The following is an 11,972-nucleotide window of genomic DNA, read 5'->3' on the forward strand; positions in this document are numbered from 1 at the left end:
GCTGGTCGGGGAAGAAAAAATGAAACTTGTACCGGAGCGCTACGCCAATCATAAGCAATAGCGGACCTAGAAGGCATGCCACCCCGCCCAGCCACCGCCCGGGGAAGCCGCGGAACGGATCCGGTTTATCTACTTGAATAGCATTGCGCATGCTTACGACGCCACGTCCCTGCGGGTGAACACGAGCCAGGAGACGAGATTGAACACGATGAAATAGGCGGCCAATACGGCGATCGAGAAGGCGAGCGTCATCCCTTCCTGATAAGGACGGCCGACCAAATACGCCGATAAGTCGATGTTGGCGAACAGGACGTATTTGCTCCATTCGTAGCGCCGGATAAACTCCGTCAGCAGCGTGCCGGCGAATAAGGCGAAGATCGAGAAGCCGATCGCCATGGCGCTGCTGCGGAACGCGGCGGAAATCATGAAGGCCATCGTGACGAACATGATCGTGGACACGCCGTTCAGCAAATACGACTGCCACAGATTGGCGAACATGTTCCGTTCGACGATCTGCCCTTGCCCGTCAACGGTCACGAGCTGCAGGCCCATATGCTGGAACTGATAGAGCAGGCCGTTCACCATGACGGATACGACGAACAGGATGACAAGCAGCAGCAAGCCGAACATGAGCATCGAAATATATTTGGACAACAAAATTTTGAGCCTGCTCGCGGGGCGGATGAGCAGCAGCTTGATCGTGCCGGACGTGAATTCCCCGGCCAGGCTGTCCCCGGCCACGATGACGGTGAACAGCGTGATCAGGACGACCAGCTCGGCCGAGCCGTTAATGCCGTCCCACATCGTGCCGGACTCCGGCCGGATGTCATGCGCGAGCCGGTAGTCGTTGACCGTCATTTGCCTCTGGATGTACGTCTTGTTCTCCTCTTCCGTGTCCGGATCGTTCAGGTTCGCCGCATACTGCCGGTTTTCCTCCGTCAATTGCTCCTGCCACGTGCCTTCCGGCGCTTCCTTCGTGTCGTAATACCATTCCACGATGCTGCCGAGCAGAACGGCCCCGATCATGAGGCCCACCATGATCCAGGTGCGCCAGCGGCGATACAGCTTCATATTTTCGTTCAAAATCAAATTAACCAATTTGCTCGCCTCCCGTCATTTCGAGGAACCGGTCTTCCAGCGACTGCTGCCGCGCGCGGACGCCGTATATGCGTATGTCGTTCCGGACGAGCCGCTCCACGATCTCGGGTATGCGATCCCGCTCGGCCGTCACCTCGAGTCCTTCCGGAGCGCGATGAACCGCCCCCACGCCCTCCATGTCAGACAATGCGGCGAGAGCCCGTTCGGAAGGCAATGCTTCGATCAGGAAGGTTTGCGACGCATCGCCGGCGCCGATGAAATCGCCGATCAGCTTCACGTCGACGAGCTTCCCTTTGTTCAAAATCGCCACCCGGTCGCACATCAGCTCCATCTCGGAGAGCAGGTGGCTCGATACGATGACGGTGATTCCTTCTCTCCGGGTCAGCTGGCGCAAATAGTCGCGCAGCTCGCGAATGCCCGCCGGATCGAGACCGTTCGTCGGCTCGTCGAGAATGAGCAGGGACGGCTTGTGCAGCAGCGCCTGCGCGACGCCGAGCCGCTGGCGCATGCCAAGGGAATATTTGCCCACTTTGTCGTGTATGCGGTTCTCCAGCTTCACGAGCGAGACAACCTCGTCGATTCTTTGCTTCGAGATGCCCGGTATCATCCGCGCGAAATGGATCAGGTTATGATAGCCGCTCAAAAATTTATACATTTCCGGATTTTCCACGATCGCGCCGACGTGGCGGATCGCCTGCTCGAACTCGCTCTTCACGTTTTTCCCTTTAATCCGGATTTCGCCCTCGCCGATCGACATCAAGCCGACCATCATGCGGATCGTCGTCGTCTTGCCGGCTCCGTTCGGGCCGAGAAAGCCGAAAATTTCCCCCTGCGGCACGTCGAACGACAAGTTGTCGATGATCGTGGCCCGCCCGATTTTTTTGGTCACGCCTCGCAAGCTTACGATTGGTTCTTGGCTCATATGGGAACCTCCTTATTTATGATCTGCCTGTTGTAAAGACGGCTTGGCATGAAGGATGATATCGGCCGAAACCGCCTGCACGTCGATGCTCCACCGTCCCGTTCCGATTACGCCTTCCAGCAACGATTTGCCGCTGTCGTCTGCGGCCGGCTCGACCGGGAACGGAAGCGACGTGCGGATCGCGCCGTTTTGCGCGGACGCGCTTAAAGCATAGCCTTCGGCTTCGGGTAAAATGAACGTCGCGTCGCCCGAATCGGTCGATACGTCGATGTCGCCTTGGATTTGCTCCAGTTGGAGCGCCGTTCCCCTCCCAACGATGCGTACCGGTCCGGTCGTATCGCGCAGATGCAGGGAACCCGACTCCGCGTCCGCCGCGATGCTGCCGGCAATGCCGGTCAGATGGGTATAGCCGGTTCTGCTCATGAGCGCGATCGCGCCCTCGACATCCTCGATCGTCGCTTCGCCGTATCGGTTCTTATAGTCAAGGCCTCCCTTGATGCCCGACAAATAAAGACTTCCGTACGAGGCATCGACCGCGACATAGCCCGAAACGCCGGTGAGCTCCAGAATGTCGCTGTAAGAAGCGATTTCGACATCCCCCTGAACGCCGTCCACCGTGACGAACCCGTTCTCGCTCTCGAGCGACAGCTTCATGCCGCCGGGGATATGAAGCACATAGCCAAGCTTGACGGAACCGTCGTCGACCGGCTTGCCATTCGCCGTTGCGGCCAGCGACAGCCGCCCGTCGGCCGTCCGCTCCTCCACCTTGACGGCTTCCAGCTTGCGTTCCGCCGTCTCCTTATCCTTCGCCGAAGCCGCGACCGTATAGTGCAGGCGGATCGTATCGTCCGGCGAGCGCTTTACGGCGATCCTCCCTCTCGCGCTTGTCAGCTTCACATCGCCGAGGTCCTGCCGCTTCCACTCGAGCTGCCGCTCGGCCGTCGCTTCCGCCTCTTGATGCGCTTTGACGTACGCCTCCGTCCGCGGATTGTTTAAAAATTGATCGCCGAACGCTTCGAACAGCTCTTCTTTCCTGAACGCGACGTCGAGAATCGAGAGCAGGAGCAGGACGGCGACCGATGCGAGAAGAATCGTTCTTTTTTTCCTGAAAACCATCGCTACACCTCCACCTCCTTCTCGAAAATATAGCCGCTCAGCCAAATGAATCCGATGCTGATCAGAAACAGGACGACAAACGGGCCCGCATGTAAAAACTCGGCATCGGCGTCGCTCGCGCCCCCGTAAAAAATATCCGGCATCCACCCCAGCAGCTGGGACAGCAAAGGGGTCACGCGAAGAACGAGCCACAGCGCGCCGAGAAAAGCGGCAAGCACGACGACGCCCTTGAACCTCGCGACGAGCTGCCCGCACAAGAACGCGAACTGGACGACCGCCAGGAGAAACAGAACGGCAAGGGCGTACATCCAGAAGGTGTGCAGCGCCAAATTGAGCATGGCGGGCACCAGCTCCGTCATATCCTCGGCGGCGCTCACCTCGTCCCATTTTGACCGCAGCAAAATAAGGGCGAAGCTGATCGCGATCCACAGCACGCTGCAGACGAACATCGTAAGAACGGCCGCCAGCTTGGCGGTCATCACCTTCCAGCCGCGAATCGGCAGGGCGAGCAGGAGGTAGATCGAGTTCGTCTTCCACTCGATATGGAGCTGGTAGTAGCCGGCGCCGACCGCGAGAACCGCCGTGAGCAAGAAAGGCAGGAACAGCGACATGACCATAATGAAATCGTCATCCCAGACCGGGCTTTTGTACAAAACAAAAAAATGCAGCAGAACGATGGCGACCGCAAAAACGACCGCCAGCGGGAGAACGCTCCTCAATTCCTTCGCGAATAATTTCCGGAAGCCCATCTACGCGTACACCTTCTCCCATAGGTTCTCGAGCGAGCAGCCGTAGGCCGCGCGCAAGTTCTCCGCCGAATCGAACTTCTTGATCCAGCCGTTCTGCAGGAAGACGACGTCGTCGAACATCGGCTCCGACTCCTTGACGGAATGCGTCGACAGCACGATCGTCTGCTCGTCGGATTGAAATTCGGAAAGGATCGAACGGATGATTTTGGCCCGCGAAGACGGGTCAATGCCCGAGAAGGGCTCGTCGAGCAGCACGAGCGGCACTTTGCGGGACAGCGCCGCGATCAATTTCAGCCGCGCCCGCATCCCTTTCGATAAGCTCCGAACCTTCTGCTTCCCTTCCAATTCCATCGTCTGCAGCATCTCGGCCGCTTTGTCCGCTTGCCAGTCGGCATAGAAGCCGGATATAAAATTTAGCGTTTCCGTCACCGTCATCCAACCGTACAAGTTGTCGATCTCGGGCAAATAGGCGATTTGACTCTTATTGCGTACGTCGGGCTCCCTCCCGTTCACGCGAATACTGCCCGACGTGGGATAGATCATCCCCGCGATCAGCTTCAGCAGCGTCGACTTGCCGCTGCCGTTCGGCCCCAGCAGGCCGACGATGCTGCCTCTTCTGATCCTAAGATCGATTCCGGTCAAGGCCTGCTTCAGCAAATACCGTTTATGAATACCCTTCAGTTCAATGATAATGTCTTGATCCTCCGTGGACACGGGCTACTCCCCCTCCATCCCTTTATGTAGTTCGTTGCGCAGCATGCGCTCGGTTTCCTCCGGCTCGATGCCGAGTCCGCGCATCTCTTCGATAAATTGCCGCACCGCCGCTTGCGCCATCTCCGAACGAATGCGCTGCAGCAGGCTCGGATCGTTCCGGATGAACGTGCCCTGCCCCCGCAGCGTCTCCGTCAGCCCTTCCCGCTCCATCTCCTGGTACGCCCGCTGCACCGTATTCGGATTGACTTGCGACATTTGCGCCCTCTCCTTGTGCGAAGGTATTTTATCGCCCGGCGAGAGCTCTCCTCTGGCCAGCGCCTTTTTCACTTCGTTCACCATCTGCAAATAAATCGGCATGGAACTGTTAAAATCCAGCTGCAATGTCCGGCACCCCCTTGCATCAATAAACCAGTGCACTATTTGACTAGTGCACCTAAAACAATAGAAGCTTCGGGCGCTTTTGTCAATTGCTTTTTTTGTCGCAGACAAAAAGCCGCCTTCCGTCGGTCGGAAGGCGGCTTCGCAACGATTCGTACGCTTTGCCTCTTTATGTCGCGCAGCTCTTCATGAGCGCTTTGGCCGATTTCGCTACGGCCGTTTTTGCATCGGCCGCATAGGCTGCCGCGATGTTACTTATTTCGGGCCTTAGCCCGGGGGCGGAAGCCGATACGTGGACGAGCCCCTTCAGCACCAAGCCGCGATGCCGACCCTCCCACACCGTTAACGCTTCTTGCAGCAAGGGGAACACGGTCCGCGCTTCATCCTCCCCCGCCTTCGCGGCGCATGCGATCATCTCGATCGTATAATCGCGGACGACGATGCTGGCATCGGAGCTCAGCATTTGCCGAAGGACTGGCAGCGCGCCGATGACGGCCGCCGGTACGAGAGGCGCGATCAGCGCGAGCGCGTGCGCCGCTTCCCAGCGGACCTTCGCCGCTCGATGATTCAGCTTCGCCAGCAGCTCATCCGCATACGGTACGACCAGCTGCGGTTGACGCTCCGCCACCTTGGTCATCACCTCCGCGCAGTCGCCCGCCAGCTTCGGCTTCTTCGCCTGCTTCAACCCTTCCGCGATTTCCGTCAGCGCGCCGGGGTTCTCCAGGCACATCGCCGCAACCCGCTCGTTCGACTCCTGCGTCCTGTCTCCCGCCTCAGACGACAACAGAGATAAAAGTTTCAATGCTTCTCCAGCCTCCCGCCGATTCGTTTGCGTTCTATGCAAAGGATAACATGTTCCGCTTTGTACATAAAATGGAATGCGATATAATCATCATGACAAGTATGATTCTCAACAGACAGGAGACTTGGACATATCCCGACCGGAGGTTTCTATGAGCTCCATCCTCATTATCGAAGATCAGGAAGACGTCAATCTCATGCTTGCGGAAGCCTTGACCGACGCAGGCTATCGCGTCACCTCGTCCTATAGCGGCGTTGACGGCATGCGCGAAATCAAAAACCGCTCGTACGACTTGATTCTGCTGGACATTATGCTTCCCTACAAAAGCGGGGATGAAATATTGAAAGAAACGCGGGCCTTCTCCGATACCCCGGTCATCGTCATTTCCGCCAAGGACATGGTCGGCACGAAGATCGACCTTCTGAAGCTCGGCGCGGACGACTATATCACAAAACCCTTTGATCTTGGCGAGGTGACGGCGCGGGTCGAATCCAATCTCCGGCGGTTCCGCAAGCAGGCGCAGCCAAGCCGGGTTTACCGCTACAAGGATGTCACGTTGGACGACCGTGCCAAGCGCGTTACCGCAGGCGGCGCGGAGCTCGAGCTGACGGCCAAGGAATATGCCATTCTGGAGCTGCTCCTGAAGCACGAAGGGAAAGTGTTCACGAAGGCGAATCTCTACGAATCGATCTGGAACGAGGAATACTTAGGGGACGATAACGCGGTGAAGACGCATATGAGCAATTTGCGCAATAAGCTTAAGAAAGCAAACCCGGACGAGGAGTACATTGAGACGTTGTGGGGCCTCGGTTATCGGCTGCGCAAGCCGTAACTTATCGAATTCTTAACCTTTCGATCGCTTCCCTTAACCTTTTCTAAACCGGTGGCCGTTACACTAAGCGTTAGAAAGGACAGGTGAGCGATATGACATCCCATGTGTTGAAAACGAACGGCCTGACGAAGCGCTACCGCGGCTTCGTCGCGCTGCGCGACGTATCGATCGCGATGGAGCCCGGCAAAATATACGGCTTGATCGGGCAGAACGGCGCGGGCAAGACGACGCTTATGCGGCTGCTGGCCGGGCTTTCCTTCCCGACGGAGGGCAGCATACTGCTGTTCGGCCACGGCGGCGAACGCGCCTTGCGTGAAGAGAGGAAGCGTCTTGGCTGCATGATCGAACATCCGGGCTTCGTCCCCCATATGACGGCGCAGGAAAATCTTACGCTTTACCGTACGATGAGGGGCATTCCGAATAAAGAAATCGAGCATGAATTGCTCGAATTGGTAGGGCTGGCCGGCACGGGGAACAAGAAAGCCCGCAACTTCTCGCTCGGCATGAAGCAGCGGCTCGGCATCGCGATCGCGCTGCTCGGCAATCCGGAGCTGCTGATCCTGGACGAGCCGATCAACGGGCTCGACCCGCTCGGCGTCATCGAAATCCGCAATCTGCTGAAGAAGCTGTGCGAGGAGCGGCATATGGCGATACTGATCTCCAGCCACAACTTGCCGGAGCTCTACCAGACAGCGACGGATTACATCATCATCCACCAAGGCGAAATCAAGCAGACCCTTACCCAGGAGCAGCTGGACGAGAACTGCAAGCATCATATTCTTATCGGCTGCGACCAGCCTGAGAAGCTGGCGGGCGTGCTCGAGACGCAGCTGAACACGACGAAGTTCCAGGTAATGCCGGACAAGACCGTGAAGCTGTACGATTACTTGAATCGGAAGGATGCCGTAGCCCGGACGTTGTTCGAGAACGGCATCGTCGCGACGAAATTTTCAATCGAAGGCGATACGTTGGAAAATTACTTCATTTCCGTCATAGGGGGCGAGCGACATGCTTAATTTGATCCAGGCCGATTTGTATAAGCTGCGCAAGTCCCGGGCGATCAAAGTACTGCTCGCCATGACGACCGTCAGCGCAACCGTCATGGCCGTCATGGCTTACCTGATCCCGCAGGGCCAAATCGATGCGAGCATGACGGGCATCGGGTTCATGTTCTCCGATATGAACATGATCAGCATTCTCGGAGGCGTCATCGCGGGCATTCTCATTTGCGGGGATTTCGATAACAAAACGATTCAGGACGCCATCGCGAGCGGCTTCGGGAGGGCCGCGATCGTCATCGGCAAAGCGGCCGTGCTCGGCGTCGCCGTGGCGCTCGTCCTGCTGCCGTATGCCGTCGTCACGGCAGTGGCGCTTGGCACTGGCCACCCGTTCGGCATGGAGAACGTCGCTCTGGGCTTCCTTCATCTTCTGACGGCGGAGGGCGGCTCCGCATTTGCCGCGGCGGACATTTGGAAAACCGTATTTATCATACTGACGTTGCTCCTTGTCTATGCGGCGCAGCTCAGTATTTGCGTACCGCTTGCCTTTCTGCTTCGAAAGCCGATCTTCGTGGTCGCGATCTATTACGGCTTCTCCATCCTATGCGCGCAGCTCATGAGGCTCGGCGACGGCTCCCACTGGTTCGGCTCCCTCTTCTCCTCGACGCCGTACGGCGGGCGCCATGCTTTCATGAGTCTGGAGACGGGAGCTGGAGACATGCTCGCAACCGCCGTCGTCAGCTTCATGTTTATGATCGTCACGACGGCTGTCACGTACGCCGCGTTCAGGAGAGCGGAATTGAAGTAACGGAAAGGTGGGGAAGGCGTTGACGATCTTGGCTTGCGCTTTGGCTGCGGTTATTTTTATGCTCCTGCTGTACGTCGCCTTTATTCGCCGGCAGTTGCGCAGCATCAACCGCCAGCTCGATAAGCGGCTGTCCGAGCATACGAGGCAGCCGATTCGGCTGGAGCTGCAGAGCGGGGAGCTCAACGCACTCGCCGTCAATATGAACAAATGCCTGAAGGCGGAGGAGACCCTCCGCCTTAAAGGCATTCGCGAGGAAAAAAGCTTCAAGGAGCTGATCGCGAACATCTCCCACGATTTGCGGACGCCGCTTACGGCCATCAAAGGCTATCAGCAGCTGGCGATGAACGGCGAATTGACCGCCGATCAGCGGAAGAAGCTACTCGTCGCCCAGAAGCACGCCGATGAATTGGAACGGTTGATCGAGCAATTTTTCGAATATTCCTATCTGCTGAACGCAAATGCCGAGCTTCGGACGGAACGGATCAACCTGACCAATCTGGTTGCGGAATGCCTGGCCGCGTCCGTTCCGGCATTGGAAGAGCGGCGTCTGGCCGTGCAGCTCGAGGATGCGCCGCCCGTCTGGATCCATGCCGATAAGGAGATGGCGACGAGGATCGTTCAAAATTTACTTCGCAACTGCTTGCAGCACGCTGCCGGCGATATCGACATACGGCTGCATGCTGCCGGCAAAGCCGTCCTGTCGATCCGGAATCTTGTCGATCCGTCCACCGCCCTTGACGCCGACAGGCTGTTCGATCGTTTCTATACCGGCGACAAAGCCAGGAGCGGAAGCAGCACCGGGCTGGGCTTGTCGATCGTTCGGCTGTTGACGGACAAAATGGGCGGCGCTGCGCGCGCCGCCCTGGATGACGGAATGCTCGAAATTCGCGTTGAGCTTCCGTTAGAACTGCCTTAAGCTTCGCCGAGGAAGCCTTTCTTGAAGATGTCCAGCAAGTAATCGAGCGTGATCGGATCGCTGTAGGTCGACGCCTCCGTGTCGATCTCAATGACTTGGCCCGCCTTGACGGCCGGAACGTTCTTCCAAAGCTCGGTGTCCATGAACGAATTGTCGCCGCCTTTGGCGCGGCTGATCACGATAAAGTCGCCCGAATAGTCGGGAATGACTTCTTGCGACAGCGTGTAGTAACCCGCTTCCAGCGCGTCCGCCGTCACTTTCTCGGGCATGCCGAGTCCCATCGCCTGATACAGAATCTCGGTGCCGCGCGCCCATTTGTCGCCGAACACGTAGAAGTTCTTCGAATCGGTCTCGAATACCGTTACGGTGACGTCTTCGCCGTGCTTCGCCTTGATTTCCTTGCCGACCGCTTCGGCGCGTTGCTTGAAGTCGTCGACCCATGCCTGCGCCTCTTCCTCTTTGTTCAGGAGCTTCCCGATCTCGACCTGCTGCGTCAAGTAGTCCAGCTTGCCCCATGTGTATACGACCGTCGGCGCGATTTTCTTCAGCTCTTCGATGGTCTGCATATGCGAGCCGGCGATGATGAGGTCGGGTTCGAGCGCGGAGATTTTCTCCAGATCCGCTTCCCCTACGATTTCAACCCCCGCCACCTTCTCGGTGAAGAGAGGATTCTTCCCCGTCCATTCGTCTACCCCGATCAGCGATACGCCCAGCGACAGCACGTTCGGCGCATTCGTCAACGCGACGATCCGCGTCGGGTTCGCCGGAATCTCGATCGGGCCGTTCTCGGAATCGTAAGTGACCGTTCCGGAAGGCTCTTCCGACTGCGCCGGCGCGCTCGCCTCCGGCGAAGGCGACGACGCGTTGCCGCCCGCGCTGTTATTGTTCGCGGCGTTGCCGCCGCACGCGCTGACGACGACCATCAGCAGCAAGGAAATGACGACGAATAATTTGTTCTTCATGATAGCTCTCCCTTTTGTATAGACGATAATGATTCTCAATATCATACGACAAATAATATATAGCTTCTGTTGGCGGTTGTCAACTGTAGATTTAAAAGGGGACCGCATTCTTCGAACCGACGGTGCATTTTCGTTGCTCGCTCCTAAGTTTGAGACAGCTACTTATAAATTTCAAAAACTGAAACGAAATGCGAAAGAAGGGAACTTTGTGGGCGTTTAGTTTCAAATTTTGAAACTCAGGCGGTTATTATTGAAAGGTTATGAACGAATGGAACGGTTTAAATTCAAATATTGAAACGAAATAAGGGATGTGCGGGGTTTAGAACGATTCAGTTTCATTTTTTGAAATTAGCATCGCCGTCTCCTGGTCATCGAAGCCAAGCAGGGCTGTCTCTCAGGCCGGTTCATGGCCTATTGAGACAGCCCTATCGCTGCGTATACGTTAAGCCTACTCCTGCAGCTTCCCTTTCCGCTGCGACAGAATTTGCGGAATATGCAGCTCCCGAAGGACGGGCACGATTTCCTGCACGCTGCTCTTGTCGAATTTTTTCAAGATGCTGTTGATTTGCGATTTGAGCGTGGACGGCTCCACATCAGGCTGTCTTCCGTCGTTTTGAATAAATTATCGGCCCGGTTTGGTTGCACAAAAGACAACGCAGGCTCGTGGAGACAAGCCCATAGAGGAGAATAGCGGTACGGGAGCAGCTTCCCGCGCCGCTATTTTTAGTTTGGGACGATGGCGCCGGCGTGCTTGTCCTTTTACGGACGGCCCCATTGCGGCGGTTTCGTCGCTTTGCGGAGTCCCGCCATCGATTTTTGCCGCGTTCAAAATATTCCTTGACAGGAATATTCCTAATGGAGTATATTGAGTTCAAGAGATCGAAATTAACCAAATTGGAGGAATGAATAATGAAAAAAGTAAACGTCTTGTACTGGGTAAGCACGGTTCTGTTGTCGGTATTTCTAGGCATGGGCGCCGTCTCGGATGCGATGAAAGCGCCGGACGCGGTCGCGCTGTTCGGCCAGCTGGGCTATCCGGAATATCTGCTGCCTTTCCTGGGGATCGCGAAATTGCTGGGCGTCGCGGCGATCCTGATTCCCGGCTTCCCGCGGATCAAAGAATGGGCCTACGCCGGCCTGACTTTCGACTTGGCGGGCGCGATGTACTCCACCTTGGCGGCGGGAGGCCCAGTTAGCGGAGCGCTGTTCTTCGTCGCCGTGTTCGCCGTGCTCTTCGGATCTTATGCGCTCTACCACAAGAGACGGAATGCGGCCTCCCGCAGCCTGGCCGATCAATCGGGAGAGCTTGCCGGCAGCAAGGCTCAACCGAGAGCGACCGCTTAGCCGATCAACCGGGAGGACATTTCGGTTCGGGAAGTAAACGGCTGACGCTACGCACGAACCGCTAGCTGCATCTTGCGCAGCTCGGTTCTGTGCCGTCCTTTGGCGGCATAAGCTCGTTTCACGATTTGAACAAAAAGGGGCGTCCCTGAAGTCATCGCCGGATGACGGAAGGACGCCCCTTTCCCATTTGTAAAAACGGCTTGCCAAGCGAAAAGCCTGCGATTGTGCAGCCTTTACACCGTCGATGAAGCGGCCGGACGAAATACCTGCATATGCGCAGGCATTTCGGGACGCGGGTCCCCTTTTGTGCTTACCAAACGACAAAAGATGCAC

Annotated in this window: 14 protein-coding genes; 5 read left to right on the top strand and 9 right to left on the bottom strand. The window is 57.0% G+C overall.

Features of this window, described 5'->3' with window-relative positions; translation table 11 throughout:
- Positions 1-153: 153 nt before the first annotated feature.
- The 7 genes from IDH41_RS17245 to IDH41_RS17275 form a co-directional block, all read right to left on the bottom strand.
- Positions 154-1,098 (bottom strand): ABC transporter permease, encoded by a 945-nt coding sequence (locus IDH41_RS17245; protein ID WP_190863165.1) that lies wholly within the window; start codon positions 1,096-1,098, stop codon positions 154-156.
- Positions 1,091-2,020 carry an ABC transporter ATP-binding protein gene (locus tag IDH41_RS17250; RefSeq protein WP_190863167.1) on the bottom strand — a complete coding sequence of 310 codons (930 nt, stop codon included), beginning with the start codon at positions 2,018-2,020 and terminating at the stop codon, positions 1,091-1,093. Before IDH41_RS17250 ends, IDH41_RS17245 begins: the two co-directional genes overlap by 8 nt.
- 12 nt (positions 2,021-2,032) lie before the next feature.
- On the bottom strand, positions 2,033-3,136 hold the full coding sequence (locus IDH41_RS17255) for a DUF4097 family beta strand repeat-containing protein (protein WP_190863169.1): 1,104 nt from the start codon (positions 3,134-3,136) through the stop codon (positions 2,033-2,035).
- Positions 3,137-3,138: 2 nt separating this feature from the next.
- Complete coding sequence (locus IDH41_RS17260) at positions 3,139-3,885, bottom strand: hypothetical protein (protein WP_190863171.1); 747 nt, start codon at positions 3,883-3,885, stop codon at positions 3,139-3,141.
- On the bottom strand, positions 3,886-4,599 hold the full coding sequence (locus IDH41_RS17265; RefSeq protein WP_190863173.1) for an ABC transporter ATP-binding protein: 714 nt from the start codon (positions 4,597-4,599) through the stop codon (positions 3,886-3,888).
- 3 nt (positions 4,600-4,602) lie between these two features.
- Positions 4,603-4,980, bottom strand: a complete 378-nt coding sequence (locus IDH41_RS17270; protein ID WP_223829803.1) for a GntR family transcriptional regulator — start codon at positions 4,978-4,980, stop codon at positions 4,603-4,605.
- Positions 4,981-5,146: 166 nt separating this feature from the next.
- Positions 5,147-5,779: a hypothetical protein gene (locus tag IDH41_RS17275; RefSeq protein WP_190863175.1), complete on the bottom strand. Its 633-nt coding sequence runs from the start codon at positions 5,777-5,779 to the stop codon at positions 5,147-5,149.
- A 151-nt stretch (positions 5,780-5,930) separates the two neighbouring features.
- On the opposite strand from IDH41_RS17275, the gene IDH41_RS17280 reads away from it, so the two are divergent.
- The 4 genes from IDH41_RS17280 (at position 5,931) to IDH41_RS17295 (ending at position 9,333) form a co-directional block, all read left to right on the top strand.
- On the top strand, positions 5,931-6,611 hold the full coding sequence (locus tag IDH41_RS17280) for a response regulator transcription factor (protein WP_190863177.1): 681 nt from the start codon (positions 5,931-5,933) through the stop codon (positions 6,609-6,611).
- 92 nt (positions 6,612-6,703) lie between these two features.
- Positions 6,704-7,627 (top strand): ABC transporter ATP-binding protein, encoded by a 924-nt coding sequence (locus IDH41_RS17285; RefSeq protein WP_190863179.1) that lies wholly within the window; start codon positions 6,704-6,706, stop codon positions 7,625-7,627.
- A complete protein-coding gene (locus IDH41_RS17290; protein ID WP_190863181.1) occupies positions 7,620-8,417 on the top strand; it encodes an ABC transporter permease in 798 nt (265 codons plus the stop codon). The genes IDH41_RS17285 and IDH41_RS17290 overlap by 8 nt, the downstream gene beginning before the upstream one ends.
- Positions 8,418-8,436: 19 nt before the next feature.
- Positions 8,437-9,333, top strand: coding sequence for a sensor histidine kinase (locus tag IDH41_RS17295; protein ID WP_223829804.1), 897 nt, complete (start codon positions 8,437-8,439; stop codon positions 9,331-9,333).
- Here the strand turns inward: IDH41_RS17295 and IDH41_RS17300 are convergent.
- Positions 9,330-10,295, bottom strand: coding sequence for an iron-hydroxamate ABC transporter substrate-binding protein (locus IDH41_RS17300; RefSeq protein ID WP_190863183.1), 966 nt, complete (start codon positions 10,293-10,295; stop codon positions 9,330-9,332). The genes IDH41_RS17295 and IDH41_RS17300 overlap by 4 nt on opposite strands.
- A gap of 448 nt (positions 10,296-10,743) precedes the next feature.
- The gene (locus IDH41_RS17305; protein WP_190863185.1) at positions 10,744-10,887 is read right to left on the bottom strand and encodes a hypothetical protein; all 144 of its coding nucleotides are present in this window, start codon (positions 10,885-10,887) and stop codon (positions 10,744-10,746) included.
- 317 nt (positions 10,888-11,204) lie between these two features.
- Here IDH41_RS17305 and IDH41_RS17310 point away from each other — a divergent pair, with 317 nt between their 5' ends.
- Complete coding sequence (locus IDH41_RS17310) at positions 11,205-11,639, top strand: DoxX family protein (RefSeq protein ID WP_190863187.1); 435 nt, start codon at positions 11,205-11,207, stop codon at positions 11,637-11,639.
- Positions 11,640-11,972 lie beyond the last annotated feature (333 nt).

The sequence above is a fragment of the Paenibacillus arenilitoris genome (assembly GCF_014705655.1).
GTDB lineage: Bacteria > Bacillota > Bacilli > Paenibacillales > Paenibacillaceae > Pristimantibacillus > Pristimantibacillus arenilitoris.